Consider the following 20,189-nt stretch of genomic DNA (forward strand, 5'->3'; position numbering starts at 1 on the left):
GATGGCCGCCGAAGATTCGCTGACGGATTCGTTCGCGTTCCGCGCGCCGCAGGCCGGTCAACAATCCGTCACACCTCCATTCGTTCAGCCTGCTGCTCAAAACGCGGCTGAAGATCGCGCGGGGCCGGCCGCGTCGATCGCGCCCGCGCGGCGCATCGCGCCATCCCCGAAACACACGTTGCGCCGCACGTCGCGCTGGCGCATCGCCGGTTGGCTGCTGCCGTTCGCGCTGCTCGCTCTGGTCGAAGCACTGGTCCGCAGCGGCGTGTTGCCCGCGCATCTGGTGCCGGCTCCAACGAGCATTGCCGCCGCGCTCGCCCAACTCGGCGCCGGCGGGTTGTTCAGGCATGTCGTCGCAAGCACGTTGCGCGTATTGGCCGGTTTCGGCTGCGGCGCGGCGCTTGCACTCGTTTTCGGTGCGGCCATGGGCTTGAGCCGGCGCCTCGACGCGCTGCTCGATCCGAGCTTCCAGGCGTTGCGCGCCATTCCATCGCTCGCATGGGTGCCGATTCTGCTGTTGTGGATGGGCATCGACGAAGCGCCGAAGATCACGCTTGTCGCCATCGGCGCGTTTTTTCCGGTCCATCTCGCGGTGGTGTCGGGTATGCGGGGTGTCGACCGCAAGCTCGTCGAGCTTGGCGATATCTATCGGCTAAGCCGCGCTGCGTCGTTTTTCCGTATCCTGCTGCCCGCCGCGCTGCCGCATGTTTTTACGGGCTTGCGCACCGGTCTTAGCCTCGCATGGATGTTTATGGTCGCCGCCGAACTGATCGCGGCGACCCGCGGACTCGGCTATCTGTTGAGCGACGGTCGCGAAACCGGTCGCCCGGACATTGTGTTCGGCGCGATTCTGCTGCTCGCGCTGCTCGGCAAACTGACCGACAGTGCGATGAAGCTCGCCGAGGCACGCGTGCTGGAGTGGCGCGATACCACCGATCCGGAGCAACGATCATGATCGCGCCGTCATCGCCTCACGATGCACATCCATTGCTCGACGTCGCGATCGACGCGAAACGTTTCGGCGAGCGCATGTTGCTCGCGGGAACCAGACTATCCGTCGCGCGCGGCGAGATTGTCAGTCTCGTGGGCGCGAGCGGCTGCGGCAAGAGCACGTTGCTGCGCATCGTCGCCGGCCTCGATCGCGATTTCGCCGGCACGATCATGCTTGACGGCGCCGTCCAGCATGGACCCTCGCCGCAATCGGGCGTAATCTTCCAGGAACCGCGTCTGCTGCCGTGGCTCAGTGTTGCCGACAATGTGAGCTTCCCGGCGCGGGCACGCGGCGCGTGCGGCGCGCGTGTCGACCGGCTGCTCGATGAAGTGGGTCTCGCGGGAACCGGCCGGTTATGGCCGAAGCATCTGTCGGGCGGCATGGCGCAACGCGTCGCGCTTGCGCGCGGCCTCTTCACCCAACCACGCCTGCTGCTGCTCGACGAGCCGTTCAGCGCCGTCGACGCCATCACGAAAATGCGGCTGCAAGATCTGTTGCTATCGATCACGCGTGCGCACCGGACGGCCGCACTCATGGTCACGCACGATCTGGATGAAGCGCTGTATCTGTCCGATCGCGTATTGCTGATGGCCGCGCCTGACAGTCAACGCGCAGCGCGCATCGTGCGGGAATTCGCAGTCGATGCACCGCGGCCGCGCACGCGCGACATGACATTCAATGCCGCACTACGCGCCGACCTGTTCGCCAGCCTCGAAGCACTCGTCCCTGCCTGACTGCATTGCGCTGGCAGGCAAAGACCGCTATCGCGCTATCACTAGCGTTATCGCAGCCGCTCTGCGCCGAAAAAGCGATTCCCCGGACGGGGCAGCCCGAGATGCTCACGCAATGTCGCGCCTTCATACTCGCGCCGGAAAATGCCGCGCCGCTGCAACTCCGGCACGACCTTGTCGACGAAATCGTCGAGCCCCGCGGGCAAGTACGGAAACACCACGATGAACCCGTCTGAGCCTTCCTCGACGAGCCACTGTTCCATCTGGTCCGCGATCATCGTGGGCGTGCCGACCATTTCGAGCCCGGAGACGCCGCCGATGCGCTGGGCGAGCTGCCGGATCGTCAGCTTTTCAGCCTGCGCCCAGTCAATTACGCGTTGGCGTGCACTTTTGCTGTCGTTCGTCTCGGGAATCTCGGGCAACGGACCATCGGGATCGAAGCGGGACACGTCGTGCCCGAGCGCGATCGAAAGCGATGCGATGCCGCTGTCATAGTGGACGAACGTATCCAGCAACGCGCGCTTTTCGCGCGCCTCGTCGAGCGAATCGCCGACCACCACGAATGTCGCCGGCAGAATGACCAGATGCTCGCGCGGCCGGCCTAACGTGTCGAGCCGGCCTTTCACGTCGGCGTAGAAGCGCTTGCCCGCTTCGAGCGTCGATTGCGCGGTAAACACCGCGTCGGCAGTCTCGGCCGCCACCTGCCGTCCGGCCTCGGACGAGCCCGCCTGCACCACCACCGGCCAGCCCTGCACCGGGCGCGGGACATTCAACGGACCGCGCACCGAGAAATGCTCGCCCTTATGGCCGAGCACGTGCATCTTTTCCGGGTCCACGTAAAGGCCGCTTTCGACGTCGCGCACGAATGCATCGTCGGCCCAGCTATCCCACAAGCCGGTGACGACATCGTAAAACTCCCGTCCGCGCCGATACCGCTCGCCATGTTCGACATGTTCGTCAAGCCCGAAATTCAACGCGGCGTCCGGGTTGGATGTGGTCACGAGATTCCACCCCGCGCGACCGCCGCTTATATGATCGAGCGATGCAAAACGGCGCGCGACGTGATAAGGCTCGTCGAATGTGGTCGACGCGGTGCCGACCAGCCCGATGCGCTCGGTGACCGCCGCCAGTGCGGAAAGCATCGTAAACGGCTCGAAAGACGAAACGGTTTGACTCCGCTTGAGCGCGTTCACCGGCATGTTGAGCACAGCAAGATGATCGGCCATAAAGAACGCGTCGAAGCGGCCGCGTTCGAGCGTCTGCGCGAAACGCTTCAGATGCGCGAAGTTGAAGTTGGCGTCCGGGTATGCGCCCGGAAAACGCCATGCGCCGGTGTGAAGACTGACTGGGCGCATAAATGCGCCGAGATGAAGCTGGCGGGTAGGTGTCATGGTGTCGAATCGAGGGCGCGCGAGCGCCGTGAGCGGCTGGAATGGGAGTAACACTACGCCAAACCGCCGAACCGCGCAGACGGCTCGCGATGAAATGCAAAGCGGCGCGACACGACACCGCGCGCGAATGCATTTCGCCTGACCGGTGAAAATGGATAGCAGAATTCATTCGTTGGAGACGCAGCGGGGCTTGCCTACACTCGGGTCTGATCTTGTCATGACAAGTTGAGCCGATGCCTAGAGCAACGAACCTCGTGCAATTGTCGCCACAACCGCTATACGCGCAGATCAAGGACACGCTGCGCGCGCGCATCCTCGACGGCACTTACGCCCCGCATAGTCAGATGCCGTCGGAGCACGAACTGTGCGCGATCTTCGACGTGAGCCGCATCACCGTGCGGCAAGCGCTCGGCGATCTGCAGAAAGAAGGCATCGTGTTCCGCCTGCATGGCAAGGGCACCTTCGTATCGAAGCCGAAGGCGTTCCAGAACGTCACCTCGCTGCAAGGCTTCGCGGAAGCGATGTCGTCGATGGGCTATGAAATCGTCAATCAATTGCGCCATTTCGCCATCGTCAAGGCGAATCGCCAGGTCGCGGAAAAGCTGAACGTGCCGGAGGGCGCGCCGGTCGTCGAGATTCATCGCGTGCGCCTGCTCAATCGCGAGCCGGTTTCGCTCGAGCTGACGTGGGTGCCCGAAACCCTCGGCAAGCGGTTGGCGAATGCGGATCTCGCGACGCGCGACATCTTTCTGATTCTCGAAAACGACTGCGGGGTGCCGCTCGGCCATGCGGACCTGTCGATCGACGCGATCCTCGCCGACGACGACATCGTCGACGCGCTGCGCGTCGAGGAAGGCAGCCCGGTCTTGCGCATCGAACGCCTGACGCACGACGCAGCCGGTCATCCGCTCGACTATGAGCATCTGTATTTCCGCGGCGATGCGTTCCAGTACCGGCTGCGCATCGACCGCGAAAAAGCGCGCACGAAAACAGGGAAAACGCGATGAACACTGAAGTGCTCGAATACGACATAGTCGTGGTCGGCGGCGGCACGGCCGGCCCGATGGCCGCGGTGAAGGCAAAGGAATGCAATCCGAATCTCAACGTGCTGCTGCTCGAAAAAGCGAATGTGAAACGCAGCGGCGCGATCTCGATGGGCATGGATGGCCTGAATAACGCGGTCATCCCGGGCCATGCGACGCCCGAGCAGTACACGCGTGAAATCACCATCGCCAACGATGGCATCGTCGATCAGGAAGCCGTCTACGCGTATGCGAAGCACAGCTTCACGACGATCGAGCAGCTCGATCGCTGGGGCGTCAAGTTCGAGAAAGACGGCAACGGCGACTACGCAGTGAAAAAAGTGCACCACATGGGCGCATATGTGTTGCCGATGCCCGAGGGCCACGACATCAAGAAAGTGCTCTACCGGCAGCTCAAACGCGCGCGCATTGCGATCACGAACCGCATTGTCGCGACGCGCCTGTTGACTGATGCGCACGGCGCCGTCTGCGGCGTGCTCGGTTTCGACTGCCGCACCGCGCAATTCCATGTGGTGCGCGCGAAAGCGGTCATTCTATGCTGCGGCGCGGCCGGCCGGCTCGGCCTGCCCGCGTCCGGCTACCTGATGGGCACCTACGAAAACCCGACCAACGCCGGCGACGGCTACGCGATGGCGTATCACGCGGGCGCCGCGCTCGCCAACCTCGAGTGCTTCCAGATCAACCCGCTCATCAAGGACTACAACGGCCCGGCGTGCGCGTACGTGACCGGCCCGCTCGGCGGCTTCACCGCGAACGGCAAAGGCGAACGCTTCATCGAATGCGATTACTGGAGCGGTCAGATGATGTGGGAGTTCTATCAGGAACTGCAAAGCGGCAACGGGCCGGTGTTCCTGAAGCTCGACCACCTCGCGGAAGAAACCATCCAGACGATCGAACAGATCCTGCATACGAACGAACGCCCGAGCCGCGGACGCTTTCATGCGGGGCGCGGCACCGACTACCGGCATCAGATGGTCGAGATGCATATCTCCGAGATCGGCTTGTGCAGCGGCCATAGCGCATCCGGCGTCTATGTGAACGCGCGCGCCGAGACCACGGTGCCGGGCCTCTATGCGGCCGGCGACATGGCCGCGGTGCCGCACAACTATATGCTCGGCGCGTTCACGTATGGCTGGTTCGCCGGTCAGAATGCCGCCGCGTATGTCGAAGGGCGTGAGCACGCGCCCGTCGACGAAGCTCAGGTTGCGGCCGAACGCGCGCGCGTCTATGCACCGCTCGAACGCGACCACGGCCTCGCGCCGTCGCAGGTCGAATACAAGCTGCGCCGGATGGTCAACGACTATCTGCAACCGCCGAAGGTCACGCGGAAGATGGAAATCGGTTTGCAGCGCTTCGGCGAAATTGCCGACGACATCGCATCGATCAAGGCGAACCATCCGCACGAACTGATGCGCGCCGCCGAAGTGCGCGCGATTCGCGACTGCGCGGAGATGGCCGCGCGCGCATCGCTGTTTCGCACCGAGAGCCGCTGGGGCTTGTACCACCATCGCGTTGACTATCCGCAACGCGACGACGCGCGATGGTTCTGCCACACGCATCTGTACAAGGACGCGAATGGCCGGATGACGAACGCGAAGCGCGCGGTCGAACCGTACGTCGTGCCCGTCCCGGATGCGGAATCCGGCGCATACAACCAGTTGCGTATCCGCGAGCCGGCCGCGCTCGCCGAAGCGACCTGAGGAGCGTCATCATGTCCTACACCCCGCACGACATCTATCAGCGCAGCAACGCGCCGGTGACGATCGACGAAGCGCGCTGCATCGCCGACAAGGGTTGCACCGTTTGTGTCGACGTCTGTCCGCTCGATCTGCTCGCGATCGATATGAGCAAGGGCAAGGCCTATATGCAGTTCGACGAATGCTGGTACTGCATGCCCTGCGAGCGCGATTGTCCGACCGGCGCCGTGAAAGTCGAGATTCCGTATCTGCTGCGCTAGCCCGTTGCATGCAACGCACAGCCGTTGCCTCCCTCACTTCAAATACGAGCCAAGCCATGAACCTGCGACTCGCACTCGTTCGATTCGTCGCCGCACCGTTGCTGTTCGCCGCGACAGCCGCCGCGCATGCGGAAACCATCCGCGTGGCCATCGGCACACAAGACACGACGATCAACTGCGCAACCGGCGGCCTGCTGATTCGCGAACTGCATCTGCTCGACAAGTACCTGCCGCACGACGGCAAATACGCGAACGTCACCTACGACGTGCAGTGGAAAGACTTCACGTCCGGCGCGCCGCTCACCAACGAAATGGTCGCGGGCAAGCTCGATTTCGGCACGATGGCCGACTTCCCCGGTTCGCTGAACGGCGCGGCATTCCAGAAAGCGGGCAAGAAAAGTGTCTTCATTACGGTGCTGTCCGGCAGCGTCGACGGCAGCGGCAATGGCATCGTCGTACCGCTCGATTCGCCGATTCACTCGCTCGCTGACCTGAAAGGCAAGACGATTTCGGTGCCGTTCGCGTCGACGGCGCACGGCATGCTGCTGCGCGCGATCAAGGCGCAAGGGTGGAACCCGGACACCGACGTCAACATCATCACGCAAGCGCCCGAAGTGGCCGGCAGCGCGCTGAAGGCCGGCAAGATCGACGCGCACGCGGACTTCGTGCCGTTCGCCGACCTGTTCCCGTACCGCGGCATTGCGCGCAAGATCTACGACGGCGCGCAGACTCACGCGCCGACATTCCATGGCGCGCTTGTCGATGCGGCGTATGCGCAGCGGTATCCGGAAGTGGTGGTCGCCTATTTGCGCGCCGCCATCGAGGCCAACCGCCTGATCTCGCAGGACCCGGAAAAATACAGCCTGCTGATCGAGAAAGTGACGGGCATCGAGGCGCCCGTCGACTACCTCTATCACGGCCCGCTCGGCCTGCAAACGCGCGACTTCACGTGGAAGCCCGAATACCGGCAGGCGGTCGCAACCGCCATCGACACGCTCAAGCTGCTGAAGAAAACGGACGTGAATCTCGATCCGAACACGTTTATCGACGATCGTTACATTCGCGCCGCATTCAAGGCATCCGGGCTCGATTACGACGCGGCGCTGAAGAACTACGCGAAAACGCCGCTCGTCGCGAACGATGCGCAAACCGGCAAGCCGATTGCCGACGTACGCGACGTCGCGCAGGTGTGGCTCTCGAACGAGCAGAAGGTGCGCAACTATGCGCAGCCCGGTGAGGCGTTCGCAGCGCTCGACAAGCTCGAGCAAGGCGGCAGCAAGGTACGCGCAGTGTACGTGCGCGATCACGACAGCGGGCTCAAGCTGTTCGCGAACGACGCGTGGTACGTGAAGGATGCGCACGGCGCGGTCACCGCGTTCCTGCTGAAATCCGGCGCCGATGCGTATGCGCTGCGCACCTCGGGCGCGGTGCTCGATTACGCGGCCGCGAAAACCGGCGCCGCGCAAGCGGTTGCGGCGCGCTAGCAGCCCGCAACGGCCCCGACCGCCATTTCCGTCATTCTTCAAGGAGCCCGCATGGCCGCCACGCTCGAACTTGCCGAAAGCCACCCGTCCCGCGCGTTGCGCAAGCGCGCCGTCGGCGCCGGCATCCGTTCATCGCTCACGCGCCGCGCCGCACTGCGCGCCGCGTCGCTCGCGTTGTGCGTTGCGATGTGGCAGCTTGCGGTCCACTACCGGCTGTCGCTCGGCATCGTCACGTTCGCGAATGTGCCATCGCCGGCCGACGTGATACCGGCGCTATGGGCATTGCTTCATTCGCCGAAGCTGCCGATGCATCTCGCGGCCAGCGTCACCCGCGTGCTGGTCGGCTTCTGCGCGGCCGCCGCGGTCGGCGTCGGGTCCGGTCTCGCGATCGGCCGCTACCGGATGCTCGAAGACACGCTACTGCCGCCGCTCGAAGTGTTGCGGCCGATTCCCGCGGTCGCATGGATTCCGCTCGCCATCCTGATGTTTCCGTCGTCGGAACTGAGCATGATGTTCATCACGTTTATCGGCGCGCTGTTCCCGATTCTGCTGAACACCGTGCACGGTGTCGAAGCGCTCGACCCGCGCCTCGTGGCCACCGCGCGCAGCCTCGGCACGAAGCCGCTTGCGCTCTATACCGAAGTCATCCTGCCGGGCGCGGCGCCGGCGATCTTCACCGGCCTGTCGATCGGCATGGGCACCGCGTGGTTCTGTCTCGTCACAGCCGAGATGATCGCCGGCCAGTACGGAATCGGCTACTTCACGTGGGAGTCGTACACGTTGCAGAACTATGCGGACATCGTCGTCGGCATGGCGCTGATCGGTGTGCTCGGCATGGGCAGCAGCGCGCTCGTGAAGCGCATCGGCACGGCGCTGACGCCGTGGTATCGGCTGCGCGGAGCCCGGCAATGAGCATGGACGCCGCGAGTCTCGCCGGCATCGCCCGGCATGCGCCGGGCCGCATCGACATGCGCGCGCTGACCGTCGAAGTGGGTGCGCCGCACGCGCGCTTCGCGGCGCTCGAAGCGTTCGACCTCGACATCGCGCCAGGTCAATTCCTCTGCGTGCTCGGCCCGTCCGGCTGCGGCAAGTCGACGTTACTCAGCGCGATTGCGGGCCACGTCGCCGTGACGCATGGCGAGATCGCGGTCGATGGCGTCGCAGTCGACGGACCGCACGCTGAGCGCGGCCTCGTTTTTCAGCAGCACACGCTGTTTCCGTGGAAAACCGTTGTCGATAACGTTGCGTTCGGCTTGAAGATGAAAGGCATCGGCGCGCGCGAACGCCGCCGCCACGCGACCGAACTGCTCGAGCTCGTCGGCCTTGCCGGCTTCGCGTCGCACTATCCGGCGCAACTGTCGGGCGGCATGCAGCAGCGCGTCGAGATCGCGCGCGTGCTGATCAACCGGCCACGCATCTTGCTGATGGACGAACCGTTCGGTGCGCTCGACGCACAAACGCGACGCAACATGCAGACGCTGCTGCTCGACCTGTGGTCGCAGATCCGCACGACTATCGTGTTTGTCACGCATGACATCGAAGAGGCGCTGTTTCTCGGCGACCGGATCGTCATGCTGTCGCAGCGGCCCGCGCGCATCGTCGCGGACATCACCGTGCCGCTGCCGCGCCCGCGCAACGACGAAAGCACGACCGAGCCTGCGTTCGTCGAGATCAAACGCCGTTGTCTTGGCCTGTTGCACGACGTCACGCAAACGCAGGCGGCGTGACGTCACACGTCGCCTGCGCGATGTTTGCCGCCCCTCAACCCTCGACGTTCTTCTCATGACCGATACCGCATCCGTTCCCGCTTTCCTCGATACCCACTTGCTGCCGGACGATGCGGCCGCCGCGTCGGCTCGTCTTGCCGCGGGCGATGCCGCCGTGCGCCGCATTGCGCTGCTCGATCTCGCAGACCTCGAAGACGCGGCGCTGGTGCCGGCCTTCGTCGCGGTCTTGCGCGACGACCCGGCGGCCGAAGTGCGCCGCGAGGCCGCCGGCGTGCTCGCCGCATGGGAACAGCGAGATGTCGTCGAAGCGTTATGCAATGCGTTGCTCGATACGGACAGCGACGTTCGCGACGCGGCGGCCCGCAGCTTGTCCGAGCTGAAAGATCCGTCGTCCGGGCAGGTGCTGCGGCGCTGGGCCGAACGGCCCGAGCCGGCGGTGCGCCGCGCCGTGCTGCGCGGCTTGCGTGAGTTGCGCTATGCGGATGCGCTCGACCCCGCGCTGCGCGCGCTCGCAGACGCAAACGATGATGTGCGGCTCGAAGCGGTCGGCGTGCTGGGCTGGTTGAAAGATCCGCGCGCGCTCGCGCCGCTGGCAAAACTCGCGATCGACGCGGCAGGCGTGCGCGCGGACGTGCGCGGTGCGGCGGTCGGCGCGCTCGGCTTCGCAACGCATGCCGATACGGCTGTGACGTCCGCGCTGCTCGACGCGCTGCGTGACGACGCATGGCAAGTGCGCGAGCAGGCCGCGACCACGCTCGGCAAGCTGCGCCTGCAGGCGGCGCGCGACCCGCTGATCACGGCGCTCGATGACGCGTACTGGCAAGTGAGATTGCGCGCGGTGCGCGCGCTCGGTCAACTGAAGGATCGCCACGCCGCGCCCAAGGTTGCCGCGCTGTTGATGCATACGATCAGCAATCTGCGTAAGGAAGCCGCGCTCGCGCTTGGCGAATTGAATGACGCGGATACGCTACCGGCGCTGCGCACCGCGTTGCAGGACGGCGACCCGGAGGTCCGCAAAGCGGCACGGATCGCAATCCAGCAAATGGAAGGGAGTGCCCGATGAGAACGCCCGCTGAAATCCACACGAATGCTGCGGCGCGCATACTCACACTGCACTGGGCCGACGGCAAAACGCAAACGATCACGCACGCGCAATTGCGCCGTGCCTGCCCGTGCTCCGCTTGCCGTGCCGCGCGACTCGCCGGCCGCGATATCGCAATCGCCCCGGACGTGACGCTGACGGGCGTCGAGCCGATGGGCTATGGTGCGCAACTGCTATTCAGCGATGGCCACGCGCGCGGCATCTTTCCGTGGACGTATCTGGAATCCGTTGCACAACAGCACGGAGCGGTGCGATGAACGACCCGGCCCTCGCCGGCTTCAGAACACGCGCCCTTCGGTCAGATGCGTGGTCACGCCGTTCAGTTCGTAATCGCCGACCACGCGCGCCTTATGCAGCAGCGGATTGTGACTGAAGATCGTGCGCAGATTGCGCCAGTGACGGTCGAGGTTGTACACGCGTGAAGTGGCGGATGCGCCCGCGGTCTCGAACAAACGCTCGGCCGCATGCAGCGCGAGCTTGCTCACGACCAGTTGAGTTTTGGCCGTGGCGAGTGCGCTTTGCAGCACGAGCGCGTCGGCCTCTGGACGGCCTGCGCGCACTGCGTCGGCGGAGCGGTCCATCGCGCGCGCATTCTCCCGCACAAGCCCGTCGATCGCATGGCTGTGCGCCGACAGGTCGCCGACCACCTGCTGCACAAAATGGTCTTCGCGTGCCGAAGGCGCGGGGCTGTGCATCACCGGCCGGCCATGATCGATCACATACTGACGCGCATCGGCGACGACGTTGCGCACAATCCCGGCCGCCGTCGCGACCAGGTGCAGTTGACGCAGCGCGCCACTGTGACGGCCGACGAGCGTCGTGCTGCCGCGGTTGATCACTTCGGTCGTGAACACCTGCACGTTGTCGAGCAGCAAACTGCCGCTTGCGGTCATGCGTTGGCCCATGCCGTCCCAGTCGTCGATAATGCGTACGCCGTCGCGCTTCACCGGAATCATGATCGACACGTGCTCACCGGTTTCGTCGAGCACATTGATACGCGCGTAGTCCGCAAACGCGGTGCCGGTCGAGTAGTACTTCCGGCCCGACACGCGGTAGTGCTCGCCATCGCGCACCAGGCGCGTTTCGATCTCGCCGGGCCGCGACGTGCCCCGCTCGGTCGACGCGCCACCAAAAATTTCTCCGGCGCGCACGCGCTCGATCTGCACGTCGTTGAACGGCGTGCGCGGCGACAGCCTCAACACCTCGGTGACGTCGTAGTGAAGACGCAATGCATGTGCAAGATTCGAATCCGCCGCGGCCAGCGTCGCGATGACCTCGAACAGATCTTCAAGCGACCCGCCGAGGCCGCCCCACTCGACAGGGATGCGCAGCGCGCCGAGACCCGATCGACGGAAAATCTCGAACCCCTCCCATGGAAGCTCACGCCTTGCCTCACGTTGCGCGGCGTCTTTGCCGATCGCGTGGGCGGTTTCGGGTAATGCGGCCAGTACGGCCTGCAGTCGCGCGTTCGACGCGATTTCCTGAGGGGCATTCATACGGTCGGTTCTCTTTCCTGGGAACGTGCAAGGGGCGTTCGATGCGCGCCGCTGCAGTCAACGAGCGCAGTGAACGAGTATAAGGACCGGGGATGCCGCACAAAACCAGAAATTTTTTCTTTTGTTATACGTCGATCGGGATTGAAAAGGCGTTCATTAATTTCCCGATGCCGCCTCGGCCGCATGCTTCACCGGCACATCGCCCGTGTCCTTGCGAGAAACCGGGATCAGCCATGCGCTGACGACCGCGAGCACCGCAACTGCGACGACGCCCCAGAAGCTCCAGTTCAAAGCATGAAACAGAACCATCCGGACATTCGGATTGTGCGCAAGATCGGCAAGCCCGGTCGGATGATTGAGAAGATCGCGAAGCCTTGTGGCCAGTTCACCGCTGCCGTAGTGCGTGATACCGACATTGAGAATGGCGCCGAGCGCGGCGGCCCCGAGCGTACTGCCGAGGCTGCGGGAAAAGATGATCGCCGCAGTGGCGCTGCCGCGCATCGACCATTCAACGCTTTCCTGCACGAGCACAATACCCGTAATGCTGACGAGTCCCATACCGAATCCCATCAGGAACGAACCCATTGCAGCTACCGCGGGCTCGCTATGCGGAGTCAGGAACAGCAGAACCATCGCGCCGACCGGAAACGCCACACTGCCTGTGCGCACCGTCCGATGGATACCGAAGGTCCTGAAGAGCCGGCCCGACATCATGACGGCGAGCGGCCAGCCCACCACAAGCGCGGTCAACGTCATGCCCGCCACGATCGGCGAACGCCCGAGCACGCCTTGCACATAAATGGGCAGAACGGTGGTCAGGCCAATCAATGCCATGCCGGCAAGCAGCGTTGCGGCATTGCTGGTGACGATCACACGCCGTGTCCATAGCTCGAGCGAGATGATCGGCGCGGCGGCACGTTTTTCACGAAAGATAAAGAGCGCGCCGGACACCACAAAGAGTGCGGCGAGCCCAACCAGCACCCCGCCTGTCGCGTTCGTTTCCGTCAGCAAAACCAGCAGCGAGATGATCGCGATGGAAAAGAGCAGCGCGCCTGCATAATCGATCTTGACCTGACGATGTTCAACCGCCTCGCGCAGCAGAATCGCAAAACCGATGATGGCGCACACGCCGAGTGGCAGGTTGATCCAGAAGATCCACGCCCACGCGAAGTTATCGACAATGACGCCGCCCGCAAGCGGCCCGACGACCGCCGAGACCGCCCACACGATGGCGATCATGCCTTGTGCCCTGCCCCGCTCCTCGAGCTTGTACAGATCGCCGATGATCGTCATCGCCACCGGATAGATCGCGCCCGCGCCAAGCCCTTGCAGTACACGGAACACGATCAGCGAAGTCATCGACCAGCCGAAGCCGCACAGCAACGAGCCCGCGAGAAACAGCACAATGCCGACGACCAGCACCGGCTTGCGGCCGAACATGTCGGAAAGCTTGCCGTAGATCGGGGTCGTCGCCGATTGCGCGAGCAGGAATGCGGAAAAGACCCAACTGTAGTAATTGAAGCCGCCCAGTTGCCCGACCACCCGCGGCATGGCGGTAGCCACAATGGTCGACTCGATCGACACCATGAAGGTTGCCAGCATGATCGTGCCGAGGATGAGCGAGCGCCGCGATGAAGAGACAGAAACGTGCATGCTGGCCTATCGAAGTTGATGTTGCTGATTGAACTGGCGCGGCGCGGCAATATCCAACCGCTTAAATGTAGTAAACACTATAGATACAGGAGCGGAGCAAGGTCAAGCTATTTTGTAGGAGATGCTATATTTGAAAGGGACAAGGCGACAAGGTGGAACATGGCAAGAACAAGGGTCTTCGATGTCGACACGGCGGTCGAGACGGCAACCGGTCTGTTTTGGCGTAACGGCTACGAGCGGACTTCTCTCGCCGATCTGACCGCGGCGATGGGCATTACGCCGCCGAGCTTCTATTTCGCGTTCGGCAGCAAGGAAGGACTTTTCAAGCGGGTCCTGAAGCACTATTCGGACACGCGTCTAGGCTGGGCGGAGGAGGCATTGCAGCAGCCGACGTCGCGCGGCGTCGCCGAGTGCATGCTGTATCGGCTGGCGGATCTCTATACGGATGAGGCGTATCCGCCGGGCTGTCTTGCGGTGAATTGCGCGCTGCCGTTTACCGATGACTCAGCGTCTATCCGGCGCGAAATGGCGCAGTATCGGGCGAAGCGCAGAGAACGCCTGCGTGAGCGTTTTCAGGCGGCCAAGGACGATGGCGACCTTCCCGCCGATGCGGATGCGGATGAGCTCGCTCACTACGTGATGACCGTAGGCTGGGGACTGGCCTTTGCCGCGCAATCGGGTGCGACGCGGGACGAACTCTATCGCACGGTTGCACGCGCGTTGCAAGCGTGGCCGGCCGAACCCGCCGTCGCCGCTCAATCTGCGACGGGCCGCCGCAAGCGGAACAGGCAGCACAGCACGAATGGCGTTGCCGACCTGCCGGTGCGACGCGCATCCCGGCCTCGCGCTTGACGCGGATCACTAACCCTTTGAAGCGAGTTTTATTCCCGTCAAAACGAAGCCACGCACCATGCGCATGCGTCATTAATTTGCGCCGAATCGACACCGCGGGTCAATATGGCAGGACTGTTTCTACGATGCCTCCAAGGTGAACGAGTCCATGACCGTCGCAAAGACTAGCCCTATCTCGCCGCTGGACCCGATGGCGGCCGCGCCTTTTTACCGGCAGATCTACGACCGGTTTCGCAACGCTATTGCCAGCGGTCTGCTCAAGCCAGGCGACCGGATACCATCCGCACGCGCGTTGACCCAGGAACTGGGTCTGGCAAGAGGCACGATCGAAGCGGCTTATTCTTTACTCGCAGCCGAGGGGTATATCGTCGCACGGGGTCAGGCAGGGACCATCGTGACGCCCACCCTCGAGCCGCGAGCGCCAGTTGCTAGCGCGCTGCCGCGGACTACTGCTGAAATCGCTGAAGCCGGTTTCCGGCCGGATTCGATCTTGCCGTTCCAGATGGGCTTGCCGGCACTCGATGCGTTTCCCAGAAAAATATGGGCACGCCTCGGCGCGCGATGCGTCCGTTCGATGCAGCCGTCCGACATGATTCATCCTTCGGTCTACGGTTTGCGGGCATTGCGCACCGAAATCGCCGCCTATCTTCAGGTCTCGCGTGGCATCGATTGTTCCCCGTCTCAGGTGTTCGTGACATCCGGGTATCGCCATACCCTTGAGCTGATTACGCTTGCGTTGCTAAAGACGGGAGATCGGGTCTGGCTTGAAGACCCGGGCTATCCGCCTTCGCGAGAGCTATTGGGCAAAATGAACGTGACTGCCGTCCCGGTGCGGGTGGACGGGGAAGGCATGGTCGTCGCCGAAGGCATCAGGTCTGCGCCGCGGGCGCGTGCGGCGTTGGTCACGCCGGCGCATCAGAGTCCGCTAAGCGTGTCGTTGTCGTTGCCTCGGCGCTTGATGCTGCTGGACTGGGCGACACGAAACAACGCGTGGATTATTGAAGACGACTACGACGGCGAATACCGATATGTCAGCCGTCCTCTGCCTGCGCTAAAGAGCCTCGATCGCGACGGGCGCGTGCTGTACGCGGGCACGTTCAGCAAGGTGCTTTTCCCGAGCATCCGGCTTGCGTATCTTGTCGTGCCGAACACGCAGGTGGAACGCTTCGAGCAGATCATGCATACCTTTGTGGGTGGCAGTCCTGAACTGACACAAGCGATCGTCAGCGCGTTCATCAAGGAAGGGCATTTCGCGCGCCATATACAACGGATGCGAAAACTGTACGCCGAGCGTCGCGCGGCGACCGTCGCGGGCCTTGAAAGCGTGCTGGGCAAACACATCCGAATCGATGCACAGCCCGGCGGCATGCACCTGATCTTGCGACTGCAGGGCCGACGCTCGGATCGCCGTCTCGTCGTGCGCATGCGGGAACAGGGCCTGTACGCCGAAGCGCTGACGGATTGGACGATGGATGGCGAGGGTGCCTCGTCCTTACTGCTGAGCTTCACGAATATCGACTCCCAGGGCACCGCCGAAAAATTGGGGAAACGGATTCTGAAGCTGTTATGACCGCGGGCCGCGCTTGTGCAGCCGGCCATCATGGCCTGGTGGACAAGTTCGATCATGGATCTTAGCAACCAGGCCAAGAGGCGGCAGGATAGCGTATGTTCAATACTTTCTCAGGGACTCTCATGACCCATCGTATCGACTACGTAAAGGCTTCTCCTGCAGGCTTCGACGCTTTCGGCGCGGTGTACACGACACTTCAGAAAAACGGCCTGCCCAAACAGCTCGTCGATCTCGTGTATCTGCGCGTTTCGCAAATCAACGGCTGCGCGTATTGCATCGACATGCACTCGCGCGATCTTTTGAAGTCCGGCCTCAAGGTGGACAAGCTCGTTCTCGTGCCCGTGTGGCGCGACGCGGGCGACGTGTTCGCCATTCCTGAGCGCGCCGCCCTCGCGTGGGCGGAAACCGTGACGCGCGTGTCCGAAACCGGCATTCCCGATGCTGACTATCAAGCCGCCGCCGCGGAGTTCACGGACAAGGAACTGGCCGACCTGACCTATGCGATCGCGCTGATGAACGCATTCAACCGGTTCGGCGTGGCGTTTCGCTCAACCCCGGCCGCCGCGAGCGCCTGATAGGCGACGGGCGAGGAGCAGGATCGACACGCAGCATGCGGATGTTTGACCGCGATCCCCGGTTTTCCTGGCCTAATTCAACACACAACCCGATCGCTCCCCTCTGCTCTTTCGAGGGATCGCATCGCAGCAGCCACGCTGCTCCTGGAGAAAGAAATGTCCAATACTGTCGCCGAGTTTCGTCAGCTGCATCACAACACCACGCCACTGCAGCTCCCGAACGCATGGGATGCGGCAAGCGCGCGCCTGTTCGAAAGCCTGGACGCGGCAGCCATCGCCACCACCAGCGCCGGGCTCGCCTGGTCGCTGGGTTACGCGGACGGCCGAACGCTTCCTGCCGAGGAAGTCGTAGCCGCCGCGGCTCGCATGACGCGCATATTGAACATACCGCTCTCCGTCGACCTCGAGAACGGCTATTCCGATGATCCGAAGGTGGTGGCCGACAACGTGATGCGCCTCGTCGCGGTAGGCGTCGCCGGCATCAACATCGAAGATGGTTCGGATGAACCAGCACTTCTGGTGTACAAGATCGAGGCGATTCGCAATGCCATTTCCAAAGCGGGCGCGGACCTCTTCATCAATGCCCGTTCGGACCTGTTTCTTGCGGACCTCCTCAGCCCGTCCGAGCTCGTAGACGAGTCGATCGCGCGCGGCAAACTGTACGCCAGCGCAGGTGCCGACGGATGGTTCCTGCCGGGAATCAAACTGGCGGATGACATCGCGGCCGTCGTCGACAACATTGCCTTGCCGTTGAACACGATGGCCTGGCCGGGTCTGGCCGACGCTGCGACGCTTGGCAAGCTTGGCGTACGCCGCCTCAGCGCTGGCGCGGCGATCTCGCAAGCCATCTGGGGTCAAGCGAAACAACTGGCTCAAGACTTCCTGAAGACCGGCCGTTCGGACCCGCTGTCCACGGGGGCGATGTCATACGCACAGATGCAAGACCTCTTTTCGACACACTAGGAAACCGTTGCACGATTTTCGTCGACTCACTCAGACACGGTCGCGCCTGTGCGCCCATCTGTCACCGGAGAACGGAATGAGACGCTGCATGTGCGCAATGAGTTCGGCCGGCTGCGTTGCCACCTGCAGCGTCTCGAGTTGCCTGGGCGACATGAAGCCTTCGTCGACCGTATGCCGGAGCAGCGCCAGCAGCGGATCGTAATAACCTTCGACGTTGAGCAACGCGACCGGTTTGTCGTGATAGCCGAGCTTTGCCCAGGTATAGATTTCGAACAACTCCTCGAATGTGCCGACGCCGCCGGGCATCGCGACGAACGCGTCGGATAGATCGGCCATTTTCTTCTTGCGATCGTGCATGTCGGGAACGACATGCAACTCGGTGAGATCGGTATGCGCGACTTCCCTCGCGATCAGCAGTTCGGGAATCACGCCGACTGCACGGCCGCCGTTCGCGAGCACCTCATCGGCGATCATGCCCATCAGGCCGACGCGCCCGCCGCCGTAGACGAGCGATATGTCCGCTTCCGCCAGTGCCCGGCCGAACGCCGTGGCGGCTTCGGCATAGACAGCGCGCGCTCCCAGCGCGGAGCCGCAATATACGCAGATTGCCTTGATCATTTCAGGTCCTGAGGAATCACGGAGTGTTCACGACGTCGCGCAGCAGGACGATGCCAGGCGGCCACACGCGCAAGTGGCGAGGCAGCAACCTGCGGGTTGGCAAGAAGAGGTTGAAGTCGAGTGTGTCCGGTAACGTGCGGACGCAGTGTACAAACCCGTTGGACGGTCTCCAAGGGCCATGAATCAGATTTCGAACTGAACCATGATTGATTGACACGCAGCACCTCTTCCAGGCATCCATACTGCTTGCCCGGCAAGTACAGTCCTTATCGACGCCTCCTTTCTGTCCCTGCACACACACGATGTGGCCTGTTAAAACGATGGACCATAAACGGAGACATCCATGTGTACCTGTATGCGGATACGTACCCCGACAATCCTTCACCCGGTGCATCGCTCAACCATCCATTCCGTTTGGCGTACGCTGCTCGCCGTGCTGATGCGCGCCACCGGTTTTACGCTCTGGCGCGGGTTGCGCGATCTGCTCGATGCGATTCCCGACAGCAATGACGATTTCACGTTTCATTGATGTGCTTCAGGCTCTCCCCATCCACAAGCCCCGCAGCACCAATGCAATAGCTACTACGCTTGCTATCGAGCCGCTCGCGAGCAACGTGGTGACCGTCACCTCACGCGGGAAGCTAGCCTGATGACCGGCGCCGGCGATCGGCGTGGCACGGCTGGTGCCCCATAACGCGGCGAGCAGCAGGCTCGCGAAAACGGCATAGAGTCCCAGCACCGCAAGGAGTTGCGTCGCCCGCTGCATGCCGGCAGGCAGAGCCATGTACTGCCACATCAGTCCGAGCGCCCATAGCGTCAAGCCGCTTTGTATTCCGGCGACGTGCGCCGATACGCCCATGCGCGGATTGGCGACGGCAGGCAACGCGAACCCGATCAGCAGACTGAGCAGGAACAGGACCGTGCCGGAGATCAACAACTGGTGCGGAATCGGGTTCATCGGTTTTCTCCGTTAAGCAGATTTTTGGGCGGCAACAAAGCTCGATCCCATCAGGAAGGTCGACGCCACTAGCGTAACGATGAATGTTGCTTCGCCGCTGCGCGAGCCACAGCGTTCTTGCATGACTTTCAATCCTTCAAAAATGCGGGCTCAGCGGGCTCACGCCACCATTGATGGTCGAAAATGTGCGTTACGCTTCGGGATTGCGGAGGTGTCGACGAGCTGGCCGCTCATCGCGCCGTTCAGGTTTCGGTGGGGAAGATCATGCAGGTTTCCGTGCCGTGTGCGAGCAACTTTCCACGCTGGTCGATCAGTCGGCCTTCCGTCGTCGAGATCCTGCCGCCGCGATGTATCAGCTTGCCTTCACAACGAACGACTCCGGTCGAAGGCGTGATTGGGCGCAGAAACCCGATCTTCATTTCAATCGTTGTATGACCCTCGCCGGCCTTCAACGTCGTTTGCGTGGCGTGAGCCATTGCCGAATCGAGCAGGGTCGCCGTCCAGCCGCCGTGGATCACGCCGATCGGATTGAGATAGCGGGCCGATGGCTTGCCGGCGAATACCACCCAACCCTCGCCGACCTCGACAAGCTCAAAGCCCATCGTGTCGGCGTAAGGCGAATGCGGATGACGACGTTCCATCATGCCGCGCACGAAGGACAAGCCGTCTTCGGCGCACAGCACTTCACGCGACACCACTCCGACCATGCGTTCGATATCGTCGCAAGACATGGAAAAGCTCACTGCTGTCGTTAAGGAATGTCCCCTCGCACGTCTTTGACATCCTGTTCCCGAAACCCCGCTCGCAACGACGGTCGTTCAGGTGTATTGAACAGGACGCCTCCGGCCATTTGGATCAGCCCGGCAGACGTGATGTTCAAGAATGCAATCGTGTGGCGCCAGTGACAGTTCGACGTATTTCAATGAGACTGTGCGGGCGCAATGGACAGCACGGAATCGCATCGCGTCGATCAAGCCGCGAAATTGCAACTGCATGGTCAGCAAGAATGTGATGCGTCGCTTCGGTCGTTTGATCGAGCGGAGGATGGTTACAATCAGCATAAACAATCCCGATTCAA

General features: G+C 62.9%; 22 protein-coding genes. 15 read left to right on the forward strand and 7 right to left on the reverse strand.

The window, feature by feature from the left end:
* The first annotated feature begins 1 nt into the window (after position 1).
* Together HV675_RS09265 and HV675_RS09270 are read left to right on the forward strand one after the other, a co-directional pair.
* Complete coding sequence (locus HV675_RS09265) at positions 2-955, forward strand: ABC transporter permease (protein ID WP_175110592.1); 954 nt, start codon at positions 2-4, stop codon at positions 953-955.
* The gene (locus HV675_RS09270) at positions 952-1,725 is read left to right on the forward strand and encodes an ABC transporter ATP-binding protein (protein ID WP_175110593.1); all 774 of its coding nucleotides are present in this window, start codon (positions 952-954) and stop codon (positions 1,723-1,725) included. The genes HV675_RS09265 and HV675_RS09270 overlap by 4 nt, the downstream gene beginning before the upstream one ends.
* Positions 1,726-1,772: 47 nt before the next feature.
* On the opposite strand, the gene HV675_RS09275 is transcribed toward HV675_RS09270, so the two are convergent.
* A complete protein-coding gene (locus HV675_RS09275) occupies positions 1,773-3,113 on the reverse strand; it encodes an LLM class flavin-dependent oxidoreductase (protein ID WP_175110594.1) in 1,341 nt (446 codons plus the stop codon).
* Positions 3,114-3,346: 233 nt separating this feature from the next.
* Between HV675_RS09275 and HV675_RS09280 the strand changes: the two genes are divergently transcribed.
* Genes HV675_RS09280 through HV675_RS09315 form a run of 8 tightly spaced genes read left to right on the forward strand, consistent with a single transcriptional unit; the run spans position 3,347 to position 10,683 of the window.
* Complete coding sequence (locus tag HV675_RS09280) at positions 3,347-4,120, forward strand: GntR family transcriptional regulator (RefSeq protein WP_175110595.1); 774 nt, start codon at positions 3,347-3,349, stop codon at positions 4,118-4,120.
* Entirely contained in the window at positions 4,117-5,856 is a 1,740-nt protein-coding gene (locus HV675_RS09285) for a fumarate reductase/succinate dehydrogenase flavoprotein subunit (protein WP_175110596.1), read from the forward strand. Before HV675_RS09280 ends, HV675_RS09285 begins: the two co-directional genes overlap by 4 nt.
* An 11-nt stretch (positions 5,857-5,867) precedes the next feature.
* A complete protein-coding gene (locus HV675_RS09290; protein WP_175110597.1) occupies positions 5,868-6,113 on the forward strand; it encodes a 4Fe-4S dicluster domain-containing protein in 246 nt (81 codons plus the stop codon).
* Between the two features lie 56 nt (positions 6,114-6,169).
* A complete protein-coding gene (locus tag HV675_RS09295; RefSeq protein WP_175110598.1) occupies positions 6,170-7,597 on the forward strand; it encodes an ABC transporter substrate-binding protein in 1,428 nt (475 codons plus the stop codon).
* Between the two features lie 51 nt (positions 7,598-7,648).
* Positions 7,649-8,509 (forward strand): ABC transporter permease, encoded by an 861-nt coding sequence (locus HV675_RS09300; RefSeq protein WP_175110599.1) that lies wholly within the window; start codon positions 7,649-7,651, stop codon positions 8,507-8,509.
* A 2-nt stretch (positions 8,510-8,511) separates the two neighbouring features.
* On the forward strand, positions 8,512-9,324 hold the full coding sequence (locus HV675_RS09305) for an ABC transporter ATP-binding protein (RefSeq protein WP_175110661.1): 813 nt from the start codon (positions 8,512-8,514) through the stop codon (positions 9,322-9,324).
* A gap of 55 nt (positions 9,325-9,379) precedes the next feature.
* A complete protein-coding gene (locus HV675_RS09310; RefSeq protein ID WP_175110600.1) occupies positions 9,380-10,387 on the forward strand; it encodes a HEAT repeat domain-containing protein in 1,008 nt (335 codons plus the stop codon).
* On the forward strand, positions 10,384-10,683 hold the full coding sequence (locus HV675_RS09315; RefSeq protein ID WP_175110601.1) for a DUF971 domain-containing protein: 300 nt from the start codon (positions 10,384-10,386) through the stop codon (positions 10,681-10,683). Before HV675_RS09310 ends, HV675_RS09315 begins: the two co-directional genes overlap by 4 nt.
* Positions 10,684-10,704: 21 nt before the next feature.
* Here the strand turns inward: HV675_RS09315 and HV675_RS09320 are convergent, their stop codons facing one another.
* Both HV675_RS09320 and HV675_RS09325 read right to left on the reverse strand, forming a co-directional pair.
* Positions 10,705-11,922 (reverse strand): acyl-CoA dehydrogenase family protein, encoded by a 1,218-nt coding sequence (locus HV675_RS09320; protein ID WP_175110602.1) that lies wholly within the window; start codon positions 11,920-11,922, stop codon positions 10,705-10,707.
* Between the two features lie 156 nt (positions 11,923-12,078).
* Complete coding sequence (locus HV675_RS09325) at positions 12,079-13,575, reverse strand: MDR family MFS transporter (protein WP_175110603.1); 1,497 nt, start codon at positions 13,573-13,575, stop codon at positions 12,079-12,081.
* A gap of 18 nt (positions 13,576-13,593) precedes the next feature.
* Here HV675_RS09325 and HV675_RS09330 point away from each other — a divergent pair, with 18 nt between their 5' ends.
* The 4 genes from HV675_RS09330 to HV675_RS09345 all read left to right on the forward strand — a co-directional run bounded on the left by HV675_RS09330 (position 13,594) and on the right by HV675_RS09345 (position 17,535).
* Positions 13,594-14,427: a TetR/AcrR family transcriptional regulator gene (locus HV675_RS09330; RefSeq protein WP_217478074.1), complete on the forward strand. Its 834-nt coding sequence runs from the start codon at positions 13,594-13,596 to the stop codon at positions 14,425-14,427.
* Positions 14,428-14,575: 148 nt separating this feature from the next.
* Positions 14,576-15,997: a MocR-like pyridoxine biosynthesis transcription factor PdxR gene (gene pdxR, locus HV675_RS09335; protein WP_175110604.1), complete on the forward strand. Its 1,422-nt coding sequence runs from the start codon at positions 14,576-14,578 to the stop codon at positions 15,995-15,997.
* A gap of 122 nt (positions 15,998-16,119) precedes the next feature.
* Complete coding sequence (locus HV675_RS09340; protein ID WP_175110605.1) at positions 16,120-16,572, forward strand: carboxymuconolactone decarboxylase family protein; 453 nt, start codon at positions 16,120-16,122, stop codon at positions 16,570-16,572.
* A gap of 156 nt (positions 16,573-16,728) precedes the next feature.
* The gene (locus HV675_RS09345; protein WP_175110606.1) at positions 16,729-17,535 is read left to right on the forward strand and encodes an isocitrate lyase/PEP mutase family protein; all 807 of its coding nucleotides are present in this window, start codon (positions 16,729-16,731) and stop codon (positions 17,533-17,535) included.
* A 30-nt stretch (positions 17,536-17,565) separates the two neighbouring features.
* On the opposite strand, the gene HV675_RS09350 is transcribed toward HV675_RS09345, so the two are convergent.
* Positions 17,566-18,150 (reverse strand): LOG family protein, encoded by a 585-nt coding sequence (locus HV675_RS09350; protein ID WP_175110663.1) that lies wholly within the window; start codon positions 18,148-18,150, stop codon positions 17,566-17,568.
* A 346-nt stretch (positions 18,151-18,496) separates the two neighbouring features.
* On the opposite strand from HV675_RS09350, the gene HV675_RS09355 reads away from it, so the two are divergent.
* On the forward strand, positions 18,497-18,682 hold the full coding sequence (locus HV675_RS09355; RefSeq protein WP_175110537.1) for a hypothetical protein: 186 nt from the start codon (positions 18,497-18,499) through the stop codon (positions 18,680-18,682).
* Positions 18,683-18,688: 6 nt separating this feature from the next.
* Here HV675_RS09355 and HV675_RS09360 read toward each other — a convergent pair whose 3' ends face one another.
* The 3 genes from HV675_RS09360 to HV675_RS09370 all read right to left on the reverse strand — a co-directional run bounded on the left by HV675_RS09360 (position 18,689) and on the right by HV675_RS09370 (position 20,172).
* A complete protein-coding gene (locus HV675_RS09360; protein ID WP_175110607.1) occupies positions 18,689-19,111 on the reverse strand; it encodes a hydroxylaminobenzene mutase in 423 nt (140 codons plus the stop codon).
* Positions 19,112-19,353: 242 nt separating this feature from the next.
* Complete coding sequence (locus HV675_RS09365) at positions 19,354-19,842, reverse strand: PaaI family thioesterase (protein ID WP_217478076.1); 489 nt, start codon at positions 19,840-19,842, stop codon at positions 19,354-19,356.
* 87 nt (positions 19,843-19,929) lie between these two features.
* Positions 19,930-20,172: a hypothetical protein gene (locus HV675_RS09370; RefSeq protein ID WP_175110608.1), complete on the reverse strand. Its 243-nt coding sequence runs from the start codon at positions 20,170-20,172 to the stop codon at positions 19,930-19,932.
* Positions 20,173-20,189: the final 17 nt, after the last annotated feature.

The organism is Paraburkholderia solisilvae (assembly GCF_902859875.1).
In the GTDB taxonomy this organism is placed as follows: domain Bacteria; phylum Pseudomonadota; class Gammaproteobacteria; order Burkholderiales; family Burkholderiaceae; genus Paraburkholderia; species Paraburkholderia solisilvae.

Coding starts and splice junctions, on each gene's coding strand:
- HV675_RS09355 (WP_175110537.1), top strand. CDS start 18,497: ATGTGTACCTGTATGCGGATACGTACCCCGACAATCCTTCACCCGGTG.
- HV675_RS09320 (WP_175110602.1), bottom strand. CDS start 11,922: ATGAATGCCCCTCAGGAAATCGCGTCGAACGCGCGACTGCAGGCCGTA.
- HV675_RS09265 (WP_175110592.1), top strand. CDS start 2: ATGGCCGCCGAAGATTCGCTGACGGATTCGTTCGCGTTCCGCGCGCCG.
- HV675_RS09310 (WP_175110600.1), top strand. CDS start 9,380: ATGACCGATACCGCATCCGTTCCCGCTTTCCTCGATACCCACTTGCTG.
- HV675_RS09365 (WP_217478076.1), bottom strand. CDS start 19,842: ATGTCTTGCGACGATATCGAACGCATGGTCGGAGTGGTGTCGCGTGAA.
- HV675_RS09290 (WP_175110597.1), top strand. CDS start 5,868: ATGTCCTACACCCCGCACGACATCTATCAGCGCAGCAACGCGCCGGTG.
- HV675_RS09295 (WP_175110598.1), top strand. CDS start 6,170: ATGAACCTGCGACTCGCACTCGTTCGATTCGTCGCCGCACCGTTGCTG.
- HV675_RS09325 (WP_175110603.1), bottom strand. CDS start 13,575: ATGCACGTTTCTGTCTCTTCATCGCGGCGCTCGCTCATCCTCGGCACG.
- HV675_RS09275 (WP_175110594.1), bottom strand. CDS start 3,113: ATGACACCTACCCGCCAGCTTCATCTCGGCGCATTTATGCGCCCAGTC.
- HV675_RS09270 (WP_175110593.1), top strand. CDS start 952: ATGATCGCGCCGTCATCGCCTCACGATGCACATCCATTGCTCGACGTC.
- HV675_RS09285 (WP_175110596.1), top strand. CDS start 4,117: ATGAACACTGAAGTGCTCGAATACGACATAGTCGTGGTCGGCGGCGGC.
- HV675_RS09305 (WP_175110661.1), top strand. CDS start 8,512: ATGGACGCCGCGAGTCTCGCCGGCATCGCCCGGCATGCGCCGGGCCGC.
- HV675_RS09360 (WP_175110607.1), bottom strand. CDS start 19,111: ATGAACCCGATTCCGCACCAGTTGTTGATCTCCGGCACGGTCCTGTTC.
- HV675_RS09330 (WP_217478074.1), top strand. CDS start 13,594: ATGTTGCTGATTGAACTGGCGCGGCGCGGCAATATCCAACCGCTTAAA.
- HV675_RS09280 (WP_175110595.1), top strand. CDS start 3,347: ATGCCTAGAGCAACGAACCTCGTGCAATTGTCGCCACAACCGCTATAC.
- HV675_RS09345 (WP_175110606.1), top strand. CDS start 16,729: ATGTCCAATACTGTCGCCGAGTTTCGTCAGCTGCATCACAACACCACG.
- HV675_RS09370 (WP_175110608.1), bottom strand. CDS start 20,172: ATGCTGATTGTAACCATCCTCCGCTCGATCAAACGACCGAAGCGACGC.
- HV675_RS09340 (WP_175110605.1), top strand. CDS start 16,120: ATGACCCATCGTATCGACTACGTAAAGGCTTCTCCTGCAGGCTTCGAC.
- pdxR (WP_175110604.1), top strand. CDS start 14,576: ATGACCGTCGCAAAGACTAGCCCTATCTCGCCGCTGGACCCGATGGCG.
- HV675_RS09300 (WP_175110599.1), top strand. CDS start 7,649: ATGGCCGCCACGCTCGAACTTGCCGAAAGCCACCCGTCCCGCGCGTTG.
- HV675_RS09315 (WP_175110601.1), top strand. CDS start 10,384: ATGAGAACGCCCGCTGAAATCCACACGAATGCTGCGGCGCGCATACTC.